The sequence below is a fragment of the Flavobacterium magnum genome (assembly GCF_003055625.1).
Taxonomy (GTDB): Bacteria; Bacteroidota; Bacteroidia; order Flavobacteriales; family Flavobacteriaceae; genus Flavobacterium; species Flavobacterium magnum.
On sequence record NZ_CP028811.1, the window covers coordinates 961,486 to 983,472 of the forward strand.

At 48.4% G+C, this 21,987-nt stretch carries 16 protein-coding genes and 1 tRNA gene; 10 read left to right on the plus strand and 7 right to left on the minus strand.

Annotated elements, in window-relative coordinates; all coding sequences use genetic code 11:
- Positions 1–15: 15 nt before the first annotated feature.
- Positions 16–89, minus strand: a tRNA-Ala gene (locus tag HYN48_RS03950).
- A 209-nt stretch (positions 90–298) separates the two neighbouring features.
- On the opposite strand from HYN48_RS03950, the gene HYN48_RS03955 reads away from it, so the two are divergent.
- On the plus strand, positions 299–748 hold the full coding sequence (locus tag HYN48_RS03955; protein ID WP_108373349.1) for a 6-pyruvoyl trahydropterin synthase family protein: 450 nt from the start codon (positions 299–301) through the stop codon (positions 746–748).
- A 4-nt stretch (positions 749–752) separates the two neighbouring features.
- Here HYN48_RS03955 and galA read toward each other — a convergent pair whose 3' ends face one another.
- From galA to HYN48_RS03970, 3 genes are all read right to left on the minus strand, one after another.
- The gene (gene galA / locus HYN48_RS03960; protein ID WP_108369892.1) at positions 753–4,184 is read right to left on the minus strand and encodes a beta-galactosidase GalA; all 3,432 of its coding nucleotides are present in this window, start codon (positions 4,182–4,184) and stop codon (positions 753–755) included.
- 169 nt (positions 4,185–4,353) lie between these two features.
- Entirely contained in the window at positions 4,354–4,881 is a 528-nt protein-coding gene (locus HYN48_RS03965) for a DUF3575 domain-containing protein (RefSeq protein WP_108369893.1), read from the minus strand.
- A 42-nt stretch (positions 4,882–4,923) separates the two neighbouring features.
- Positions 4,924–5,514 (minus strand): riboflavin synthase, encoded by a 591-nt coding sequence (locus HYN48_RS03970; RefSeq protein ID WP_108369894.1) that lies wholly within the window; start codon positions 5,512–5,514, stop codon positions 4,924–4,926.
- A gap of 49 nt (positions 5,515–5,563) precedes the next feature.
- Between HYN48_RS03970 and pdxA the strand changes: the two genes are divergently transcribed.
- The 6 genes from pdxA to accC all read left to right on the plus strand — a co-directional run bounded on the left by pdxA (position 5,564) and on the right by accC (position 10,606).
- Positions 5,564–6,610: a 4-hydroxythreonine-4-phosphate dehydrogenase PdxA gene (gene pdxA, locus HYN48_RS03975; RefSeq protein WP_108369895.1), complete on the plus strand. Its 1,047-nt coding sequence runs from the start codon at positions 5,564–5,566 to the stop codon at positions 6,608–6,610.
- A gap of 96 nt (positions 6,611–6,706) precedes the next feature.
- On the plus strand, positions 6,707–7,249 hold the full coding sequence (locus HYN48_RS03980; RefSeq protein WP_108369896.1) for a YceD family protein: 543 nt from the start codon (positions 6,707–6,709) through the stop codon (positions 7,247–7,249).
- Between the two features lie 9 nt (positions 7,250–7,258).
- Positions 7,259–7,453 carry a 50S ribosomal protein L32 gene (rpmF, locus tag HYN48_RS03985; protein ID WP_108369897.1) on the plus strand — a complete coding sequence of 65 codons (195 nt, stop codon included), beginning with the start codon at positions 7,259–7,261 and terminating at the stop codon, positions 7,451–7,453.
- 184 nt (positions 7,454–7,637) lie between these two features.
- The gene (locus HYN48_RS03990) at positions 7,638–8,627 is read left to right on the plus strand and encodes a beta-ketoacyl-ACP synthase III (protein WP_108369898.1); all 990 of its coding nucleotides are present in this window, start codon (positions 7,638–7,640) and stop codon (positions 8,625–8,627) included.
- A gap of 35 nt (positions 8,628–8,662) precedes the next feature.
- Positions 8,663–9,157: an acetyl-CoA carboxylase biotin carboxyl carrier protein gene (gene accB / locus HYN48_RS03995; protein WP_108369899.1), complete on the plus strand. Its 495-nt coding sequence runs from the start codon at positions 8,663–8,665 to the stop codon at positions 9,155–9,157.
- 102 nt (positions 9,158–9,259) lie between these two features.
- On the plus strand, positions 9,260–10,606 hold the full coding sequence (gene accC, locus HYN48_RS04000) for an acetyl-CoA carboxylase biotin carboxylase subunit (RefSeq protein ID WP_108369900.1): 1,347 nt from the start codon (positions 9,260–9,262) through the stop codon (positions 10,604–10,606).
- A 271-nt stretch (positions 10,607–10,877) separates the two neighbouring features.
- Here accC and HYN48_RS04005 read toward each other — a convergent pair whose 3' ends face one another.
- Complete coding sequence (locus tag HYN48_RS04005) at positions 10,878–12,779, minus strand: S9 family peptidase (protein ID WP_108369901.1); 1,902 nt, start codon at positions 12,777–12,779, stop codon at positions 10,878–10,880.
- Positions 12,780–12,870: 91 nt separating this feature from the next.
- Positions 12,871–16,806, minus strand: coding sequence for a GEVED domain-containing protein (locus HYN48_RS04010; RefSeq protein WP_108369902.1), 3,936 nt, complete (start codon positions 16,804–16,806; stop codon positions 12,871–12,873).
- A 219-nt stretch (positions 16,807–17,025) separates the two neighbouring features.
- Here HYN48_RS04010 and HYN48_RS04015 point away from each other — a divergent pair, with 219 nt between their 5' ends.
- From HYN48_RS04015 to HYN48_RS04025, 3 genes are read left to right on the plus strand one after another with little or no spacing between them, the layout of a single operon-like run.
- Positions 17,026–18,138, plus strand: a complete 1,113-nt coding sequence (locus tag HYN48_RS04015) for an NAD(P)/FAD-dependent oxidoreductase (RefSeq protein WP_108373351.1) — start codon at positions 17,026–17,028, stop codon at positions 18,136–18,138.
- Positions 18,139–18,891: a monofunctional biosynthetic peptidoglycan transglycosylase gene (gene mtgA / locus HYN48_RS04020; protein WP_108369903.1), complete on the plus strand. Its 753-nt coding sequence runs from the start codon at positions 18,139–18,141 to the stop codon at positions 18,889–18,891.
- Positions 18,869–19,831 (plus strand): lipid A deacylase LpxR family protein, encoded by a 963-nt coding sequence (locus HYN48_RS04025; protein ID WP_108369904.1) that lies wholly within the window; start codon positions 18,869–18,871, stop codon positions 19,829–19,831. Before mtgA ends, HYN48_RS04025 begins: the two co-directional genes overlap by 23 nt.
- Positions 19,832–19,868: 37 nt before the next feature.
- Here the strand turns inward: HYN48_RS04025 and HYN48_RS04030 are convergent, their stop codons facing one another.
- Positions 19,869–21,977 carry a prolyl oligopeptidase family serine peptidase gene (locus tag HYN48_RS04030; protein WP_108369905.1) on the minus strand — a complete coding sequence of 703 codons (2,109 nt, stop codon included), beginning with the start codon at positions 21,975–21,977 and terminating at the stop codon, positions 19,869–19,871.
- Positions 21,978–21,987 lie beyond the last annotated feature (10 nt).

The window sequence follows — 21,987 nt, forward strand, 5'->3', positions numbered from 1 at the left end:
AGATACTGCTTTGTGTGGAGAATACCGGATTCGAACCGGTCACCTCTTGCCTGCCAGGCAAGCGCTCTAGCCAAATGAGCTAATCCCCCAAATCGTTCGGCAAATATACTATTTTACGGCATATTGCAAAACATTTCTAAAATAATATTGATTATTTGAAGCATGGTCCCGCTTTCGGCCATATCTTTTGATTTTTAAAGAAAAAATCAAAAGGATATTTGCCTCTATCGGGGCTAGGCTTCCGCGCGATACGACGTATTTGTATTTATTTGCGTAATTTTGCGCCAAATTAATGACGATGAGTAAGATCAGGATTACCAAGCAATTCAGTTTTGAAACCGGGCATGCACTGTATGGTTACGACGGCAAATGCAAGAACGTACACGGGCACAGTTACAAACTTTCGGTAACCGTAATCGGTACGCCCATTTCCGACGCCGGCAATGTGAAATTCGGCATGGTCATTGATTTTACCGACCTCAAGCACATCGTAAAAGAAGAAATCGTAGACCATTTTGACCACGCCACCGTGTTCAACAAAAACACGCCCCATGTCGAACTCGCCAGTGAGCTTAAGACACGCGGGCACCATGTGATTTTGGTAGATTACCAACCCACGAGTGAAAATATGGTCATCGATTTCGCCCAAAAGATCCAGAAAAGGCTGCCAGCCGGGATCTCGTTGTTTTCGTTAAAACTTCAGGAAACCGAAACCTCGTTTGCGGAATGGTACGCGTCGGATAACTAGAATTTTATTTGCGTTCGGCCGGTTTCACCGAGGGCCCCTGGCTCAGGAATGCCCCACTGAGTTCATCGTATATCTGCAACAATTCATTCGATTTTCCGTCGGCGTCAAAAAATTGCTCCCAGGTGCTTAGCGGTTCCCAGATAAATGTCCCTTTTCCTTTCTGCGCCACGGTGTTAAACGCAATCTCATTCACTTCACGTTTCAGCTGGGAATATTCTACCACGATGAGGTTTTTCCGGTAACGCATTGCCAGGTCGTTCATATTGTCGCGCAAGTCGTCAAGCGTGCCATGCCATTTCGGATAATATGACAACCCAATCACATCAAAATGGGCGCCCCTCCTGAGCATCCCGTCAATGTATTCCACGCATTCGTGATTTTGTCCGCCCAACGCCAGGTGGAGCATAATCGGGACAGTCGGTTCTACCGATTTTACGGCCGCGGTACCCGCGTTAAACAATTGGGCCATGCCGTCAGGATTGTTTACATTTCCTTCTGGCCAGACGAGGCCATGGTTGATTTCATTGCCTACCTGTACCATATCGGGTGTGGTGCCCTGATTTTTCAGTTCAGTCATCACTTTGACAGTGTAGTCGTAAAGCGCTTTCTTTAATTCGGTAAACGAAAGCCCTTCCCACGCTTTCGGTTTGTATTGCTTGCCCGGGTCGGCCCAATAATCACTGTAATGGAAATCCAGCAGCAACTTCATGCCCGCTGCCTTGACGCGTTTGGCCATAGCCTTCGTATGCTCCAAATCGCAGAAGCCTTTACCCGGCGAGTAACCTTTTTCATTTGCAGGTTCGTTGAAGATTCGAAGGCGCACATAATTCAATCCGTGGTCTTTTAAGATCTGTATGGCATCTTTCTCTACGCCTTTGTCTGAGAATTTCATGCCGCGCGCCTCCAGTTCGGGCAAAAAGGAAATATCGGCTCCGATGGCCTTGTCGACGGGACGCATTTGCGCTGCCTCGCCATTTAACTGATATGCGGCGTCTTTGGTTACCAAAGCCGCGGCTTCGGGAAGTACTGTTACGATGTCGGTGGCGCCCGCGTACAATCCGGCCGCTTTGGCCTCGAGGTGTATGAGCCCCGACGTCTTTCCCGATTGCACAATCAGCTGGCATTTGCCGTTGAATAAAGAACGCTGCCAGGCGCCGTCAGGACACTGATCCGGCTCGTGGCTGCTGGGGTCGCCGTTGCCCACACCGATAATCCTGGCATCGCCCGAGAGGTAAAACCGGATCATGTTGTCGGCATCCGGAACTTCGCGGCCTTCCTTGTCAACCGCTGAAATGTTGATCACAGACACATCGCTGCCGTCGGCCAAAATAGTCGTTTTATAAGGTGTCATGACCACTTCTGCGGCAGCGCCGGTGGTCTCTACCATAGCAGTGAGCTTTTTGCCTTTTTTATAGCCGATGGCTTCGAGTTTCCCGGGTTTGTATTGCACTGTCCAGTTCAGGTGGCCATTTCGTGGCATGTTTTTTTTACCCAATGATTTACCATTCAGGAACAATTCGACGTTATCTGCGTTGGAGTTTACCCAAACCTCGACCTCATCATTCGGTTTGTCCCAATGCTGTTTGTCGGGCCAGTTCCAATGCGGGGAAATGTGCAGCACATCCTTATCGGTCCACCAGCTTTGGTAATAGTAATATATGTTTTTCGGGAAACCGCATACATCCATCACCCCGAAGTGGGAATTGATATTGGGCCATTGGTATGGCGTCGGTTCTCCGCGGTAATCAAAACCCGTCCAGATGAATCCGCCAAGCCAGTAGTCGTTTTCTGCGGCCAGTTTCCACCAGGTTTCTGCGGTGCTCGCCCACCACGGGGCGGTAATATCCTGGTCAGGCACATAAGCGCGGATGGAATCCTTCACATACACGCCCCGGGTGGTGACGGTGCTGCCCATCTCAGTGCCTATAATGGGTTGCAACGGATGGTCTTTGTGGTAGGCAGCGACATCAAACTGCCGGTAGTTAAAGCCGCGCACAGGAATCACTTCGTTGACGCCGGTGTAGACATTCGGCAAATCAGCGGCGTACGTGCTGGTCCTGGTAGGGTCGAATTGTTTTTGCTGCGCCAATAGTGTTCGGGCAATTTGCTTCCCGGTCTGGTTGGCCTGGATCATCCCTTCCTCATTGCCGATGCTCCACAGGAACACTGATGGATGGTTGCGGTCGCGTTTTAGCAGCCGCGTAAACTGGTCGCGCGATTCTGCGCCGCTGTTCAGCAGCCGCTGTTCGTCTAAGACCAGCATGCCCAGGCTGTCACAGGCCTCAAGCAGTTCCGGTGTGGGCGCATTGTGGCTGGTCCGGTATGCGTTGCAGCCCATGTTCTTCAGCAGGCTGATGCGGTAATATTGCAGGTAGTCCGGCAGCGCGCTGCCGATGCCCGCATGGTCCTGATGGTTGTTGGTGCCCTGAATCTTGATGCGCTGTTTGTTCAGATAAACGCCGTCTGCCTTGATCTCGATTTCGCGGAACCCGAACTTTACGGTTTGCGTGTCGATGAGCTTTCCGTTTTGCCTTATTTCAACATAAATGCGGTACAGGTATGGGTTTTCCAGTGACCACATCACGGGATAGGGCGTCTTTACCGTTTGTCTGGTGGTTTTGGTTTCATTCACGGCAAGTTTGACCATTTCTGAACCCGATTTCCAGATGGTTTTTCCCAATCGGTCTTTAACGTAATAGGAAACATTGTAAGTTGCCGGGCTGAAGCCTTCATTGGTGGTTTCGGTGGCGACGGTAAGCGACATTTTCCCCGGAGTATATTCTGCGGAAGCGAAAATACCATCGTGCAGTATGTGTATGTTGTCGTAACTGTTGAGCCACACATGGCGGTAGATGCCAGCGCCTTCATAGAACCATCCTTCGTATTGCGTGGCGTCGACGCGTACGGTGACCACGTTGTCCTCTCCGAATTTCAAAACATCGGTAATGTCGTAATGCGCGCCCACGTAGCCGCTTTTATTATTGCCAAGGTAAAAGCCGTTCACCCAGATTTCGGCATCGCGGAATATCCCGTCGAACTGGAGGTCGAATCGCCTGCCTTCTTCTGATTTTGGCAGGGTAAAATGCTTGCGGTACCAACCGATACTGGTCTCCGGGAACAATCCGCCCACCGGTTTATAGCCGTGCGACTGTACATCGAAGTTGTCAACGTTCACAAAAGGCAGTGCTACGGCCCAGTCGTGCGGCAGCTTTATATTGGCCCAGGCCGTATCGATGAATTTGGGCTCGATGGCCGTGCCTGTAGATTTGCCTGATTTTGAGAAAGACGCGGCGATACCATAATTGAAGTCCTTTTCGGGATTGGCCGCATGTCCAAAATGGAATTTCCAGCCCTCATCAAAGTTGCGGTGGCTGCGTTGTTGTGCCGAAGTGACGAGAAAAATCAGGAAACAGGCAAACACGGTAAAGTAGCGCATAACGGAATCGTTTTTTGTAAATATAACAATTCCGAAAAGCGGTGATTTTACTTACCGACCAGTTTTGACGGCGGGTCCGGCAAAGGTTACGGCTTTAAAATAAGGCAAACGCAGCAGGTGTCGTGACGAATTTCAGCGGGTGAAACAGGATTTAACGCCCTGCGACTTCTTAAAACCGGTACCCTAAATTCAGGTCGCCACGAAAAATCACGTCAGGTGCGGCGTCAGAATTGCCCAGCGTACGGCCGATACCACCCAGGATCTCGAACACGAAGCCGGTACGGTTGATCCATTTTTTGCCCAGCGAGATGCCTAAGGCTGCTGCACTGTATTTTTCTGACTCTTCATCGAGCCAGTCATCGGTCGTATTCCTTCCTGACGAATATTTTGCAAACCCTTCGACAAAAAATCCCTTGGCACCGAATTCCTTGGTTTCCTGGAAATAGAACCTTGCGAATGGCGTAACGGAAAAGTCTTCGTAATAATCGTTCTTGCTATCGAGATTGCCCAGCACGGAAACGCCAAAGGTAAAATCGCGGTTCTGAATGTATTCATATGTGCCTTCGAGGATCGGGCCGGCAAGCAATTTGATCGCGCCCAGTTTCACTTCGTGCTTTCGGTCAAAAATGTCAGGACGCTGGTCCTGTGCGTAAATTGTCGTAGTAGCGAGTAGTAAAAGAGTAATGATTTTTTTCATAGCAATTGATGTTTTTTGGAAAAGAAAACGGAAGATAGACATTTAAATTGTAAGCGCGTGCAGTCTGGAAACATATTTCCCGATGACATCAAATTCGAGGTTCACGCGTGTCCCGGCTTGAAAATCCTTGAAATTGGTATGTTCGTATGTGTAGGGAATGATGGCCACACTGAAGCTGTTTTTGTGTGAGTTGACGACCGTGAGGCTTACGCCATTTACGGTAATGGAGCCTTTTTCTATGGTGATGTTATTTAAGGAAGAATCATATTCAAACGTATAATACCAACTGCCATTTGCGTTTTCTAGGGACGTACATACTCCGGTCTGGTCGACATGGCCCTGCACGATGTGGCCGTCAAGCCGGTCTCCGAGTTTCATCGCACGTTCGAGATTAACGGAGTCACCCACGTTCCAGTCGGAGAGGTTGGTTTTGTCCAGCGTCTCGCGGATTGCAGTAACAGTGTATTCATCGGTATTGATCCCGACGACGGTCAGGCATACGCCATTATGGGAAACACTCTGATCGATTTTCAGCTCATGCGCAATGGCAGCCGAAACGGTGATGTGCAGGTTGCCGCCGTCTTTTTTAAGTTCGCGGACAACGCCCATCGATTCGATTATTCCTGTAAACATTTGTGGTTTATTTTACTTAGATTTGCAGTTCAAAATTACAATAATTACCATGAAAAAAGCAGAAAATATCATTGTCGGGATTTCCATCGGCGACCTTAACGGGATTGGGAGCGAGATCGTGCTCAAAACCTTCGAGGACAACCGCATGCTGGAAATGTGTACGCCGGTGATTTTTGCTAACGTAAAGACCTTGTCGCATTTGCGCAAGAGTTTTGAATCGGCCGCACCGCTTCACGGCATAGACAAGCTGGAGCAGCTGGTTACCGGGAAAATCAATGTGCTGAACGTATGGCGTGAGAATATAGAACTGGCCTACGGGGTTAACGATCCGGTGGTGGGGGAATATGCCATTAAATCGTTTGTGGCTGCCACCAATGCCCTGAAGGAAGGCCTTGTGGATGTGCTGGTCACGGCACCAATCAATAAGTACAATATCCAGTCCGAAGAATTTAAGTTTCCCGGACATACGGACTACCTCGCCAAGGAACTCCAGGGCAATGCACTGATGCTGATGGTGCACGACAAGCTGCGCGTGGGATTGCTGACGGACCATGTTCCGGTAAATGAAGTGGCTTCGCATCTGACAGAAGCGTTGGTCAGGCAGAAAATCGAGACGGTCAGGCAATCGCTGATACAGGATTTCAGCATCAACAAACCCAAGATTGCGGTGCTTGGACTGAATCCCCATGCAGGCGATGGCGGTGTCATCGGTAAGGAAGATGAGATGATCATCCGCCCGGTCGTGAAAAGGATGTTCGAGAAAGGCACACTGGTTTTTGGCCCGTATCCTGCGGACGGATTTTTTGGCAGTGGCCAATATGAAAAATATGATGCGGTGATTGCGGCTTACCACGACCAGGGGCTTGTACCATTTAAGACGCTGTCTTTCGGGAATGGCGTAAATTATACTGCGGGTCTCGATAAGATCAGGACCTCGCCGGACCACGGTACTGCTTATGACATTGCCGGCAAGGACAAGGCCGACTATAATTCGTTTAAGGAAGCTGTATATCTGGCAATTGACATTTATAATTCGCGTCATCAACACGCCGAAATCAGTAAGAAACCATTGAAAACAAAGGAAAAACACTTATAAACAAAAAAATGTTTATAACCCTTTTGTTATTGCGATAAATTTATATCTTTGCACACCCGTTTTGAATTTTCAGGACCGGGTCAAATTGAGGTTACGATGAAAAAGCTGAATGAGTTCTTGATTCCTTTTATAGGGTTAAAGTTAGGGAAACACCAATTTGAATATCAGATAGATAAAACGTTCTTTGCCGCTTATGAATACGATGACTTCGAAAGCTGCGACATTAAGGTAAATGTCGTTCTCGAGAAGAAAAGCACGATGCTCGAGCTGCATTTCAAGCATAAGGGTATGGTTCATGTACCATGCGACTTAACCGGCGAAATGTTTGATTTGCCCGTGAAAGGAAAGCTCAGGCTTGTGGTGCAGTTCGGTGAGGCATTCAACAATGACAATGAGGAACTGCTGATCCTGCCGCATGGCGAGCACCAGATTGACGTATCGCAGTACATTTATGAAATGATTGCGTTGTCGATTCCGACCAAAAGGATACATCCCGGCATTAAGGACGGCACATTGAAATCAGAAGCACTGGACAGGCTGCAGCAAATGAGTGTGAAAGAAGTAAAAGCAGCAGATACGAAAGAGGAAAATACAGATCCCCGTTGGGACAAATTAAAACAACTATTAACGGATAAATAATATAGTAAAATGGCACATCCTAAGAGAAAAGTCTCCAAAACGAGAAGAGATAAGAGAAGAACGCATTACAAAGCAACCGTTGCTACAATCGCTACATGTCCTGTAACAGGCGAGGCACATTTGTACCACAGGGCTTACTGGCACGAAGGGAAAATGTATTACAGGGGACAGGTTGTTATTGACAAATCAGTTGCTGCTGCCTAATACTTTTTCGGTATAAAAAATACGAACTCTCACCTGGTGGGAGTTTTTTTGTTGCCTAATATTTTGGAGTTGATCTTGCGGTTTCCAAATCATGATGGTAAAATACTTCATCAGGTTTAGAAAATTTTTCGTAATTTCCACCTCTTTTTAAACGGCAGTTTCCAAGAGAAAATAATTGAACCCTATGAACACAATAACAGCCGCTATTACTGCAGTTGGGGGCTATGTCCCGGATTTTGTACTGTCTAATCAGGTGCTTGAATCGATGGTGGATACCAATGACGAATGGATCACCTCAAGGACCGGTATCAAAGAAAGACGGGTCCTGAAAGGGGAAGGCCTCGGCACTTCTTACCTGGCCATCAAAGCGGCAGAAAATCTTTTTTCCAGAAAAAACATTAACCCGGCCGAAATCGATATGGTCATTGTGGCCACCACTACGCCGGACATGCCTGTGGCGTCTACAGCGGTGTACGTGGCCAGCCAGATTGGCGCGGTGAACGCATTTGCCTATGACTTACAGGCGGCCTGTTCGGGGTTTCTTTACGGCATGTCGACCGCTGCCGCCTACATCCAGTCCGGACGTTACAAAAAAGTACTGCTGATCGGGGCTGATAAAATGTCATCGATTATTGATTATACAGACAGGGCCACCTGCATCATCTTTGGGGATGGCGCAGGTGCCGTTTTATTTGAGCCAAACCAGGAAGGTCTCGGGCTCCAGGATGAATACCTGAGGTCAGACGGCATCGGGCGTGAATTCCTGAAAATTGATGCCGGCGGGTCTATACTTCCGGCTTCGAAGGAAACGGTCGAAAACAGGCAGCATTATGTGTTTCAGGACGGGAAGACCGTTTTCAAATACGCGGTTTCCGGCATGGCCGATGTGAGTGAGAAAATCATGCAGCGCAATGGTTTGTCAAAAGACGATGTGGATTTCCTTGTGGCGCATCAGGCCAACAAAAGGATTATCGATGCAACGGCGTCAAGGATGGGCGTTGATGAGGCCAAGGTTTTGGTCAATATTCACCGTTACGGCAATACGACTTCGGGCACTTTGCCGCTGCTGCTGAGTGATTTCGAGGACAAATTCAAAAAAGGCGACAACCTGATTTTCGCGGCTTTCGGCGGCGGATTTACCTGGGGGTCGATCTACTTAAAATGGGCATATTAAAACAAACGATAACTGATAACTAAAACGATTATATTATGGATTTAAAAGAAATTCAGAGCCTGATTAAATTTGTGGCCAATTCAGGAGTTGCTGAAGTGAAACTGGAGATGGACGATGTAAAAATCACCATTAAGACCACTTTGGAAGGAAGTGTTCCTGAAACCACTTACGTTCAGATGCCTCCGCAGGGTATGTTGCAACAGGCTGCCCCGCAGGCACAATTGCCACAGGCTCCGGCTGCCCCTGCCGCTCCGGCTGCCCCGGCTCCCGCCGCTGACGAATCTTCGAAATACATTACAATCAAGTCGCCAATTATTGGGACATTTTACCGCAAACCGTCTCCGGATAAGCCGGTATTTGTTGAGGTCGGCGGAGCGATCAAAAAAGGCGATGTGCTTTGTGTGATCGAAGCGATGAAGCTTTTCAACGAAATCGAATCGGAAGTGTCAGGTAAGATCGTAAAAATACTCGTAGACGATATGTCTCCGGTAGAATTCGACCAGCCGCTATTCCTGGTTGATCCATCTTAAAGAATTTAGATTTTAGAATGCAGATTTCAGATTTTACCTTGTAAATCGGGAATCGCATTGTTATCTAATGACCTGATTGTCTAATTATCTAATTCAAAAGAGATGTTTAAAAAAATACTTATAGCAAACCGCGGCGAGATCGCGCTTCGCGTAATCAGGACCTGCAGGGAAATGGGCATCAAGACCGTCGCCGTATACTCTACTGCTGACGCGGAAAGCCTTCACGTAAAATTTGCCGATGAGGCAGTCTGTATCGGGCCGCCGCCAAGCAACCTGTCCTACCTTAAAATGTCAAATATCATCGCTGCCGCAGAGATCACCAATGCTGATGCGATACACCCCGGCTACGGCTTCCTTTCTGAAAATGCAAAATTTTCGAAAATCTGCCAGGAACACGGCATCAAGTTCATCGGGGCAAGTCCTGAAATGATTGACCGTATGGGTGATAAGGCTTCCGCCAAATCCACGATGATTGCCGCAGGCGTGCCTTGCGTACCCGGATCAGTCGGCATCCTGGAATCGTACGAGCAGGCGTTGAAACTGGCAAGGGAATTCGGTTTTCCAGTCATGCTCAAAGCTACAGCCGGCGGTGGAGGAAAAGGGATGCGCGCGGTATGGAAAGAAGAAGACCTGCTCAAGGCATGGGAAAGCGCCCGTCAGGAGTCAGCTGCCGCGTTCGGTAATGATGGCATGTACCTCGAGAAACTGATCGAAGAACCACGCCATATTGAAATCCAGGTTGTAGGAGATTCTTATGGAAAAGCCTGCCACTTGTCTGAAAGGGACTGCTCAGTACAAAGAAGGCACCAGAAACTGACCGAAGAGACACCGTCACCGTTCATGACCGATGAACTGCGTCTGAAAATGGGGGAAGCGGCTGTCAAGGCGGCAGAATTTATCCAATACGAGGGTGCAGGCACGGTAGAATTTTTGGTCGATAAGCACCGCAATTTCTACTTTATGGAAATGAACACCCGTATTCAGGTTGAACACCCAATTACCGAGCAGGTGATTGATTATGACCTGATCCGCGAGCAGATACTCGTAGCTGCCGGTGTGCCGATTTCAGGAAAGAATTACCTGCCGCAACTGCATTCTATCGAGTGCCGGATCAATGCGGAAGATCCTTATAATGACTTCCGTCCGTCGCCGGGCAAGATCACCACGCTGCACGCTCCGGGCGGACATGGTGTACGTCTGGATACTCACGTTTACGCCGGATACTCGATTCCGCCGAACTACGATTCGATGATTGCGAAACTGATCACGACGGCACAGACACGCCAGGAGGCCATCAACAAAATGAAAAGGGCTTTGGATGAATTCGTGATTGAAGGCATCAAGACGACAATCCCGTTCCACAGGCAATTGATGGATGATCCGAGATATGTCGCCGGAGATTATACGACGGCATTTATGGATGATTTTAAAATGGAAGAACCTGCATAAATAATGAAACCCGCTGTAAGGCGGGTTTTTTTATTCATTGTCAGGTTAAAAATGGCATCATTTTCATTTGAAGTTGTTGCCAGCGCGAAGGATGGAAGCGGCATCCTTTTTTGAGGAGCCCATCTGTTCCCTCAGGGTTACAAAACAAAGCGTTCCGGGCGACGAAAAAAAGATACAGCGGACAGCCTGACCCGGTTGCCGGGGATGCGTTCCGGCAAGTAGGCAGGTTCCGCAACGGGGGCGCGCCCGATGAAACAGTATTCGGTCGTGACTACAGCGTTTCCTTCAGCCACTTATAAAACTCCCTTTGCCAAACAATGGCATTCTGCGGCTTCAGTACCCAATGGTTTTCCTCCGGAAGGTATAAGAAACGGCTCTTAATGCCGCGCAACTGTGCCGCCTGAAACGCTTCCTGCGCCTGCCCGATCGGGACACGGAAGTCTTTGCCGCCCTGAATGATCAGGATTGGTTTGTTCCATTTGCCGACGTGGTTGGCCGGATTAAATTCGTTGTAGGTTTTTTGTGCAACGGCATTGTCCTTTTCCCAATACGCACCGCCAAAATCCCAGTTGTTAAAGAATACTTCCTCTGTCGTGCCGAACATGCTTTGGGTGTTAAACACACCATCATGGGCGATAAAAGTCTTAAAGCGGTTGTTGTGGATACCGGCAAGGTAAAACGCGGAGTAGCCGCCATAACTTGCGCCGACACAGCCCAAACGAGTTTTGTCTACATAGGACTCCTTAGCCACATCATCAATCGCGGAAAGGTAATCTCGCATCACCTGTCCACCCCAGTCTTTTGAAATCTGCTCGTTCCATTCGACACCGTGGCCGGGCATACCGCGGCGGTTTGGTGCCACCACGATGTAACCGTTGGCCGCCATCAGCTGGAAGTTCCAGCGGAAAGAATAGAATTGCGTCAACGGAGATTGCGGACCGCCCTGGCAGTACAATAAGGTGGGGTATTTTTTAGAAGCGTCAAAGTTTGGCGGCAGGATGACCCATACCAACATCTTTTTGCCGTCGGTGGTTGTGACGTAGCGTCTTTCAGTTTTGCTAAGGGAAAGCGTTGAATAAATGGATTCATTGACGTTTGTAAGCTGTTTCCAGGCTTTCTTTTTTAAGTCATAAGAAAACAGGTCGGCGGCGTGGTTCATGTCCGTACGGGTCACGATAATGTTATCTCCGGAAAAACCTACAAGGCCTGAGATATCGAAATCACCTTTGGTAACTTGTGTTACTGTGACGGCAATCTTTGTCAGCCCCGGGAAGTTGACTTCAAACAGTTGTAAAGTACCGTCTACAGGTGCCTGAAAATAAACTTTCTTTCCGTCAGGACTCCACAGGAAACTTTCTACGGTGCCATCCCAATTGGCGGTCAGGTTCATCTTGATGCCTTTGAAATCAACGACAATGTCGTTTTTATCTGCTTCATAACCGTCGCGTTTCATTTGCAGCCAGCTTAAATTTCCGGAAGGGGAAAACTGTGGATTGGTGTCATAGCCTAAATTGCCTTCGGTCCGATTGGTGGTTTTACCTGTGGCAAGATTGTATTCGTAAATGTCTGTGTTGGTTGAAATGGCATAAGCCGTGCCTGCTTTTTTCTTGCAAACGTAAAGGATGCTTTTGCCATCAGGCGACCAGATATAATCTTCGTCACCTCCAAAAGGTTTTTGCGGGGAATCATAGGTTTCGCCTTTCATGATGTCGGTTCCTGCCGCACCCTCCTTGTTTTCCTTGTAGAACACATGGTTGTATTTGCCCTCATTCCACGTGTCCCAATGGCGGTAATCGAGACCGTCATAAATTTGTGCGTCGGATTTGTCGAGTTCAGGATAGAAATCTTTTCCATGGACATTGGCAAGTTTCACTTCTTCATTGTATACCATGTATTTCCCATCGGCGGAAATATTTTTGTCTTTTATCAATGATTTATAGTCGGTAACTTCAATGGGATTGCCACCGTTTACAGGAATGGTATAGTATTTTGAATTGGATTTGTTTTCTTCAACGGAAGGGGTGGACACTTTATAGACAATGCTTTTTCCGTCTGCGGAAATGCCCATCGGCGTCAGTCTTCCAAGTTTCCAAAGCAACTCGGGAGTCATTACATTTTGTGCGGCAGCTTTTGCGCTTATCATGATCAATATCAGGTAAAGGAGTTTTTTCATTGTGTTTGATTTTCGAGCCTTAAAAGTAAGGATTTATTACAATAAAAAAAGCTGCCCCGAAGGACAGCCTTTTCACTTTTAACCCACTCTATTATTGTTTGATGAATCGCTTTACGGTGGTTTGTCCGTCGACATTCACTTCGAGAAGGTAGGTTCCTGAGTTGATGTTCGACACATTGACCATGCCGTTTGCAATTTTACCTTTTGCGACCTGTTGGCCTAATGTATTGACTACGCGGAAATCAGCGCCATCTTTTACGTTAGAAACGTTCAGTTGCCCGCCTGTTACAGGGTTTGGATACAGGGTGATAGCCATTGAAGGTGTTTCGTCAGTTTCAATTCCTTTTGCAGTAGACGTGATGTTTACAGTGTAATCCTCTACTTGTCCATAAGAGAACGCTTCACAGGCTGTAGGGATTCCGCTGTATTTCATCGAAACCCGCATTCTTGTAGTGCCTAAGGTAGCGGTAGTCGGAATCGTGATGCTTCCTGACGCAGGAGTCGCGGTAGAGGCCGCTTTGGTAAATACGGTTTCGCCGGCATCAATGAAGTCGCCATCCTGATTGTAATCGATAAATACAGCATACCCTTCGCTGTAGACGGTGCTCGTCCACGATGGCGTGATGGTAATGGTGTACGCCGTTCCACGTACCGCATTGGTCGACTGCGCCGTAAAGTTCTCATAACCCGCCGTGCCTGTCGAAGTATTGCTGATGGTTCCGAAAACCACTTTGCCAATTTTTTCATCAGCAGTGCTGTTGCCTTGTGAGGTACAGTAAGTCGCTGTGGCTGAAAGCGTAGTCACGTTCACTACGTTACTCGATGCAGAAACATTTCCGGCGGCATCTTTTGCTTTTACAGAGAAAGTATAAGCAGTTGCAGCAGTAAGTCCGGTTACGGCATAAGTTGTTGTGGCAACCGTCGCTTTTAAGGTAGCTCCCTGATAGACATCATAACCCGTTACGCCTACATTATCAGTAGAAGCGGTCCATGAAAGATTAGTGGTTGTCTGTGTCGTTCCTGAGGCAGCAAGTGAAGTCGGTGCAGACGGCGCAGTAGTATCTGCGGAAGCGGCCTGGATATTTACAGTATAATCTTCAACCTGTCCATAAGAGAATGCCTCACATGCTGTTGGGATGCCGTTGTATTTCATGGAAACCCTCATCCTTGTCGCGCCTATTGAAGCGGCGGCCGGGACTGTAAATGATCCGCTGACAGGGGTTGTAGTTGAAGCGGCTAACGTCCAAACCTGCTCACCGGCATCAATGAAATCTCCATCCTTATTGTAATCAATCCATACGCTGTACGCTTCAGGGTAAGCGCTGCCTGTCCAGGTTGGCGTCACAGTGATGGTATACGCAGTATTTTGTGAAAGATTCGTGGATATCGCAGTAAAATCAGTGTAACCTGTACCTCCTGTTGAAGGGTTGTTGATGGTTCCTAATTGTACACGACCGATCAATTCATCGGCAACGCTGCCTCCCTGGGAAGCGCAATACGAAACCGCTACTGAAGAAGTTGTCACGTTTACGGTGTTACTTGCAGCAGAAGCATTTCCTGCAGCATCTTTTGCGATCACATAGAAAGAATATGCAGTGGATGGTGTCAATCCTGTTACAGCATACGAAGTTGTAGCGACATTTGCCTTGAACACGCCACCCTGATATACATCGTAGCCTGTTACCCCTACATTATCAGTAGAAGCAGTCCAGGAAAGGTTCGTTGTAGTTGAAGTGGTTCCCGAAGCAGCAAGTGCCGTTGGAGCAGAGGGTGCTGTAGTGTCTGCATTGGCTAAAGTCGTCACGTTTGCCGTGTTGCTTACCGCTGAAACATTTCCTGCGGCATCTTTCGCCTTTACCGTAAAAGCGTAAGCAGTAGAAGCGGTCAATCCTGCGACGGCGTACGAGGTTGTCGTTACCGTTGCCTTGAATACACCATTTTGATACACATCGTAACCCGTTACCGCGACGTTATCGGTTGAAGCGGTCCATGAAAGGTTCGTGGTGGTCTGGGTGGTGCCTGAAGCCGCCAATGACGTTGGGGCTGTTGGTGCGGTCGTATCTGTCGAGCCGGCTGTGATGGTGAAGTTCGTGTTAGACACATCAAAGAAAATGTGATTGCTTCCTTTTACCATAATCCTGTTGGTTGTCCCGGGGGTGTTTGGGATTGTTACCGCTTCTGTTCCGTCGTTTGGAGTGGCAGCCAATAGTGTATTCCAGGTATTCCCGCCGTCTGTAGACAATAAGATATCTACATTGGCACAGTTTACGCCATTTGCGGTCGTCCCGGCCACAGACCAGGTCACAGTTTGGGAAGAACCGCCTACATATGAAACCGCTGTGTTTGGAGCCGTTACCGCAAATGGTCCCGCTGTGGCGTTTACAGTTACGACCATATCATCACTGTTGTTTCCGCCACCGCCTGCACGGTTGTCACGCACAGTAAGCCTGAAATTCTGTGTCCTTGCCACTGATGACAAAGCCTCTACGGTCAATTCTGTTCCGGCAGTAGTTGTCGCGCCGGTCAGCACGGACGCCATCCTTGGAAAATATCTTACCGGAGAAGTTGTAGGGTTGTAAGAACGGTAGTTTACACCGCTGGTTTTTGTAGCATTCGGCGCTGTGGCATTGCTTTGGGAATCGAACTGCTCCCAGCAATAGGTGAGGGTATCGCCATTCGCATCTGTTGCTGCACCGGTCAGCATAAAGGGGGTGCTTTTAGGGATGGTGTAATCCGCTCCGGCATTGACAGTCGGGATGGCATTTCCAGTAGCGGTGCTTACCGGACAGGTTTTCGCTTTGATATTATTGGTAACCTGTTGGATGCTCACCGCATGGAAATAGGCATCAGAATGTGGCTGGACATCTACAGCCGTGATTCCTGCATAGCCCATAATGGTAGATCCGCTCCCCGGTTCCATTTGAACTCCTGTGCCTTCGTTACTGTGCGTAAAGGTGTGGTTCGCACCGAACTGGTGACCCATTTCGTGCGCTACGTAATCCACATCAAAATTGTCACCCGACGGGATGTTGTCGTTAGGGGATGTAAATCCGCTTCCTTTTCCTAATGGAACAGACGCGGTAGGGTTGGTACAGACACAACCAATACATCCTGCATTACCCCCACCACCAGATGCACCGAAAAGGTGTCCTATATCGTAGTTGGCACTGCCGATGTTATTGGTTAATGTAGTCTGTAGTTCCTGGTTCCAGGCCCCGCCGGCACCTGCAGTGGCTGCAGAATATGGGTCTGTCGAAGCACTGGTATAAATCACGGTGTCAGTATTGGAAATCAACACCATCCTGGCTGAAAAATCTTTCTCGAAAATACCGTTGACACGCGTCATCGTGTTGTTGATGGCAGCCAGAGCCAGCGCTTTGGTCCCGCCAAAGTATACCGTATATTCACCGGTAACGGACATCGCCAGACGGAACGTCCTTAACATGGCATCATCGGCATTTGGTCTCAGGGTGGATGGCTGTACCTCATTCTTTACTTTCTCAATCACACGGCACTCAAACCGTCCTAAACCGCCGATTTTGTCCGATTTTCGGTAAACGGCATAGGTGCTCAGGTCTTTGGTATAAGGTTCGATAAAGGTGGCCGACTTGTCCGCATACAGCACCATGCTCTGGAAACCAAGCGGTGACACGCTGAAATAGGCGGTCATCGAAGCATCATTAATGCCGATACCGATGTACGATTTGATATCCGGATATTTCGCCTCAAGTCCGGGTTCCATATTGGAATTCAGGTACACCTGGAATGGCACCATCGCGCCGTCAGCATCAGGGAGTGAAATCACCACGCCCGACTGTCCGGAGGATCCCCTGTTGCCGGCTCCCGTTAACGAATTTTTTAATTGGTTTATGTCGAGTGAGAACAGCCTGGGATTAGACAGGTTGGTCTTGTTTTCGACAATAGCCGCATCAGCTTTCCGAACCGTATTTTGCCAGACTTTGCCAGACTGCGCAAACGAAAAACCGGAGATTACCAGAAAGGCAATCGAGAGTAGTTTGTTTTTCATAAATAATTTAGTTTAGGTTTGGGGTATTAATAAAATTTTAACAACCAAATATAAAATTTTAAATCACTTCCAAAATAAATTTTATAACAAAATTTTCAACAAAAGTTATTTATTTAACAAATGTCGCGCTGTTATTGCCATTAATGTAACGTTTTTTAATTTCAGTCCCTGCGCTTGGAAGAAGCGCAAAACGACTATTTTTACAAAAAAATTGAGCAGATGGATTTCAGTTACTGGGAAATCAAAAATTGGTTTACAGACGTCGATTACACCATCGTCGGAAGCGGGATTGTCGGACTGCATGCCGCACTCTCGCTGCGCGAGCGCTTTCCGCAAAGTAAAATCCTTGTACTTGAAAAAGGCGTACTGCCGCAGGGCGCCAGTACAAAAAATGCCGGATTTGCATGTTTCGGCAGCCTTTCGGAAATTATAGAGGATCTAAAGAGCCATTCCGAACAGGAAGTGATTGAACTCATAAGACGGAGATGGGAAGGCCTGCAGCGGCTGCGCAAAACGCTCGGCGACAGCATCCTTGATTTCAGGCCGTACGGTGGCTATGAGTTGTTTCCCGAAGACGATGAAAGTGGATTTTCTGAAGCGCAGGCGAGGATGCCGTTCATCAATGAGATCCTGTCTCCCATTTTTAAAACCGAGGTGTTTTCCAGGGTCGTTGACCGATTCGGTTTCGGGAAGACGAACGAATACCTGTTCTTCAACCCATTTGAGGCGCAGATTGATACCGGTAATATGATGCAGGCACTGTTAAAGCTGGCCGTTTCCGCGGACATACAGATCCTGAACCGGCAAACCGTCACCGCTTATCATGAGAAAACAAATGGTGTGGAAGTGGCTTTGGGCGATTTCAGTTTTTTTCCCAAAAAGTTGTTGTTTGCCACCAACGGATTTGCTTCGGCGCTGACCGACGGTGCTGTAAAACCTGCCCGCGCACAGGTTTTAATTACCAAACCGATTCCCGACCTCGACCTGCGCGGAACCTTCCATTTCGACAAAGGGTATTATTATTTCAGGAATTTCGGCGACAGGATACTGTTCGGGGGTGGCAGGAACCTCGATTTTGAAGGGGAATGTACGACCGGGTTCGGCCTGACTGAAAAAATTCAGGATCGGTTGGAGCAACTCCTGAAAGAAGTAATTTTGCCGGGCCGCGACGTGCAGATTGAACACCGGTGGAGTGGTATTATGGGCATGGGCGCCAGCAAGAACCCGATAGTTTCCCAATTGACAGATCATGTCTATTGTGGCGTTCGTCTTGGCGGTATGGGCGTGGCCATTGGCAGCCTCGTAGGTAAGGAATTAGCAGATTTAGTATAGATGGCAACAAAAATTACAAAACGAAAACCGGCAAAGCAGGGAGCAGAAAAGGCGTCAACCAAAAAACAGACGCGCCTGCGCAAGGCCATGCGTCTGATCCTGAAAGTGATGCTGTGGTTTTTCGGGCTTAGCATTTTTTCGGTTATTGTATTCAAATGGGTCCCGGTGCCGTTTACGCCACTGATGATCACCCGCAGCATCGAGCAGAAATGGGACGGCAGGGAGATGGTCTGCAAACACGACTGGGTGCCCATCGAAGATATTTCCATCAACATGCAGAAAGCCGTCATTGCAAGCGAGGATGCGACATTCCTCAAACACAACGGATTCGATTTCAAGGCGATGAAGAAAGCCATGAAAAACAATGAAAAGGGAAAACGGCTGCGCGGCGGCAGCACCATCTCACAGCAGACCGCAAAAAACGTATTTCTCTGGCAGGGCCGAAGCTACATCCGCAAAGGATTTGAGGCCTATTTCACAGTGCTTATCGAACTGATCTGGGGCAAAGAGCGTATCATGGAAGTCTACCTGAACAGCATCGAGATGGGCGACGGCATTTATGGCGTGGAAGCGGCTTCGCAATACTGGTACAGGAAAAAAGCCGACGATTTGTCCAAGCGTGATGCGGCCGGTATCGCCGCGATATTACCCAATCCAAGAAAATTTAAGGCCAGCAACTCCTCATCGAAAATCGAAAGGCGCAAAAGCCGGATCATCAATCACATGCGCTATGTCGGTAAACTCGATTATTAAAAGTCTTTTAGTTCCGGTTCTCTTCATTCCGATCTTTGAATACGGCCAAAAATCCCCGGCTGAAATCGGGTTGGTACTCGACAACGACCTGTATGTCTCTACCGTCAGTGACCGGTATTACACGAACGGCTTTGAGATTTTTTACCGCTACCCGGCTAAAAAGCAAACCGCAACCATCCGCAAATCGATTAATGATTTTCGGATCGGGCAATACATCTACAATCCTTACAACATCCGTGCTGCAGAGATTTCTCGAAACGACAGGCCTTTCGCGGGCTACCTGTTCGGGAGTTACGGCAGGCACATTTTCTTCGAAAACGAATCGGTGTTAAAACTTGATTTCCAGGCCGGATATGTGGGCCCGAATGCGTTTGGCCGGGACATGCAGGAGTTTTTTCACAATACTTTCGGCTATGTGGCCGTAGAAGGCTGGGAACACCAGATCAGGAATGCGCTCGCGCTCCAGCTCAATGGATCCTATACTTATAAAATCCTGAACAAACTAAGCAGTCCCTACCATGATTTGTATGCTTCGGCAGAGGTAAAGGCAGGTACCGTGAATGCAGGCCTTTCAATCGGGATCTTGTCCAGGCTCAGTCTCAGGCCGCTTTTGCCGATGCACCAATCGAACATGTACCACGCTTCAGTAGACCGGGACCGGGATGCTTTTGACCGGCAGCAGGAATTTTACCTGTTCCTTGCGCCGCACCTGAATTACCAGTTGTATGACGCCACGATACAAGGCAGTATGTTCGCAGACAACAGCCCGGTGACTTTTCAGGTCGTACCCTTTCGTTTCAATGCGGAAGCCGGCCTTAAATATCGGAAAGGCCGCTGGGATCTTGCCTACATATTTGTATACCGCGGGAAGGAACCTAAGAACGATGGCGTGAAAGGCTTCATTTACGGCTCGATAACGCTGGGGTATTTCCTTCTATAAAAAAATCCCGGGAGTACCGGGATCTTATTTCATGGTGTCAGGATTTAAACGACGGCTTTACGCCCATGTTGAATAGGGTGAACGCCTGTAGGTCTGCAGCTTCCTGAATCGTTTTTGAAACCGGTTTTCCGGCTCCGTGTCCCGCGTTGGTCTCAATCCGGATCAGGACGGGGTTATTCCCGGTTTGCTTCGCCTGCAGTTCGGCGGCAAATTTAAAGCTGTGCGCCGGCACGACACGGTCATCGTGGTCTCCTGTGGTTACCAGTGTCGCCGGATATTTAACGCCTGACTTTACATTGTGTACCGGGGAATATTTTTTAAGGTAGTTGAACATTTCCTTTGAATCCTGTGCTGTGCCGTAATCGTAGGCCCAGCCCGCACCGGCCGTAAACGTGTGGTAGCGCAGCATGTCCATTACCCCAACTGCAGGCAAAGCCACCTTCATCAGGTCAGGTCGCTGCGTCATTGTCGCGCCTACGAGCAGCCCGCCGTTTGACCCGCCTTTTATCGCCAGGAAATCACGCGAGGTATACTTCTGGGCAATCAGGTATTCTGCAGCAGCGATAAAATCATCGAATACATTTTGCTTGTTCATCCTGGTGCCGTCGTCGTGCCATTGTTTGCCGTATTCACCGCCGCCGCGCAAATTGGCTACGGCGTATATGCCACCCATTTCGAGCCATACCGCATTGGAGATGCTGAAAGCCGGAGTCAGGCTTACGTTGAATCCGCCGTAGGCATACAGCATCGTCGGGTTTTTGCCATTAAGCGGCGTGCCTTTTTTGTAGGTGATGATCATTGGGACGCTTGTGCCGTCTTTGGATTTGTAAAAAACCTGTTTTGACTCATACTGGCCGGCATCAAAGTCAATTTTCGGCTTGTCATAAATCTTCGATTCGCCGGTCTTCGGGTTGTAGGCGTAAATGGTACCTGCCGTAGTGTAATTGGTAAACGAATAATACAATTCGGTATCCTTTTCCTTTCCTCCAAAACCGCTCGCCGTACCCAATCCGGGCAATTCCACATTGCGAATCACTTTGCCGTCGAAACTGTATTGCCTTATGATTGTGATGGCATCTTTCATGTAATTGGCAAAAATATAGCCCGCGCCCACTGACGGGGACAGCACGAATTCAGATTGCGGGATCAGGTTCTTCCAATTTTGGCGTTGGGGTGCGGCGGCATCGGCCATGACCACTTTTTTGTTAGGCGCATTGTCGTTTGTGGTCAGGTAAAGTTTTGTACCGATATTGTAGAGATAGTCCGTATCAGTATCAAATCCTGTGATGACAGGCACAATCGGGTTATTCGGGGCGCTGATGTCCTGCAGGTACAATTCATTGCCCGAAGTTGAGTTTGCCGCGCTGATGATCAGGTATTTTTCATCCTCCGAAACATTGGCGCCCACGTAGCGCCTTTTGTCCTTATCCCCGAATACAATCCTGTCGTGTTTCTGCATCGTGCCCAATTGATGGAAATACAACCGGTGCTGGTCCGTCATCGCCGACAACTCGCTCCCTTTCGGTTTTTGATAGCTTGAGTAATAAAAGCCGCGCGTGCCCAGCCACGAAATCCCGCTGAATTTCACGTCGACGAGCTCTTCCTCAAGTTTCTTTTTCGTTACGGCATCAATGACGGTAATCTTATTCCAGTCGCTTCCGGCCTCAGAAACTGAATAAGCCGCCAGCGATCCGTCTTTTGAAAAAGCTACGGTGACCAATGAGGTTGTGCCGTCTTTCGAAAAGGTGTTCGGGTCGAGGAAAACTTCTTCTTTGCCGCTCTTATCCTTGCGGTACAGCACGCTCTGGTTTTGCAGGCCGTTGTTTTTGTAATAGTAGGTATAATTCCCTTCTTTCGACGGGGCCGATATTTTTTCGTAATTCCACAATTTTTCCATCCTGTCGCGTATGGCATCGCGGAAAGGGATTTTGGATAAATAATTGAAAGTGACTTCGTTCTGCCGTTTCACCCAGTCTGCGGTTTTTTCTGAACGGTCGTCTTCGAGCCAACGGTACGGATCGCTTACCTTGGTATCAAAATAAGTATCGGTTATCGGGCCTTTTTCGGTTTTCGGATACGCGATCGGTTCCTGTGCATGGGCCGTAATGGCAGAAGTAGCAACCATCATTAGAAATGTTTTTTTCATAGATTGAAAT

Excerpts from the sequence above, each read along its gene's own strand:
- mtgA (WP_108369903.1), top strand. The coding sequence starts at position 18,139 with ATGGCAACAAAAATTACAAAACGAAAACCGGCAAAGCAGGGAGCAGAA.
- HYN48_RS04005 (WP_108369901.1), bottom strand. The coding sequence starts at position 12,779 with ATGAAAAAACTCCTTTACCTGATATTGATCATGATAAGCGCAAAAGCT.
- rpmF (WP_108369897.1), top strand. The coding sequence starts at position 7,259 with ATGGCACATCCTAAGAGAAAAGTCTCCAAAACGAGAAGAGATAAGAGA.
- pdxA (WP_108369895.1), top strand. The coding sequence starts at position 5,564 with ATGAAAAAAGCAGAAAATATCATTGTCGGGATTTCCATCGGCGACCTT.
- HYN48_RS03980 (WP_108369896.1), top strand. The coding sequence starts at position 6,707 with ATGAAAAAGCTGAATGAGTTCTTGATTCCTTTTATAGGGTTAAAGTTA.
- HYN48_RS03970 (WP_108369894.1), bottom strand. The coding sequence starts at position 5,514 with ATGTTTACAGGAATAATCGAATCGATGGGCGTTGTCCGCGAACTTAAA.
- HYN48_RS03965 (WP_108369893.1), bottom strand. The coding sequence starts at position 4,881 with ATGAAAAAAATCATTACTCTTTTACTACTCGCTACTACGACAATTTAC.
- HYN48_RS04030 (WP_108369905.1), bottom strand. The coding sequence starts at position 21,977 with ATGAAAAAAACATTTCTAATGATGGTTGCTACTTCTGCCATTACGGCC.
- accC (WP_108369900.1), top strand. The coding sequence starts at position 9,260 with ATGTTTAAAAAAATACTTATAGCAAACCGCGGCGAGATCGCGCTTCGC.
- HYN48_RS04010 (WP_108369902.1), bottom strand. The coding sequence starts at position 16,806 with ATGAAAAACAAACTACTCTCGATTGCCTTTCTGGTAATCTCCGGTTTT.
- HYN48_RS04015 (WP_108373351.1), top strand. The coding sequence starts at position 17,026 with ATGGATTTCAGTTACTGGGAAATCAAAAATTGGTTTACAGACGTCGAT.
- HYN48_RS04025 (WP_108369904.1), top strand. The coding sequence starts at position 18,869 with ATGTCGGTAAACTCGATTATTAAAAGTCTTTTAGTTCCGGTTCTCTTC.
- accB (WP_108369899.1), top strand. The coding sequence starts at position 8,663 with ATGGATTTAAAAGAAATTCAGAGCCTGATTAAATTTGTGGCCAATTCA.
- galA (WP_108369892.1), bottom strand. The coding sequence starts at position 4,184 with ATGCGCTACTTTACCGTGTTTGCCTGTTTCCTGATTTTTCTCGTCACT.
- HYN48_RS03955 (WP_108373349.1), top strand. The coding sequence starts at position 299 with ATGAGTAAGATCAGGATTACCAAGCAATTCAGTTTTGAAACCGGGCAT.
- HYN48_RS03990 (WP_108369898.1), top strand. The coding sequence starts at position 7,638 with ATGAACACAATAACAGCCGCTATTACTGCAGTTGGGGGCTATGTCCCG.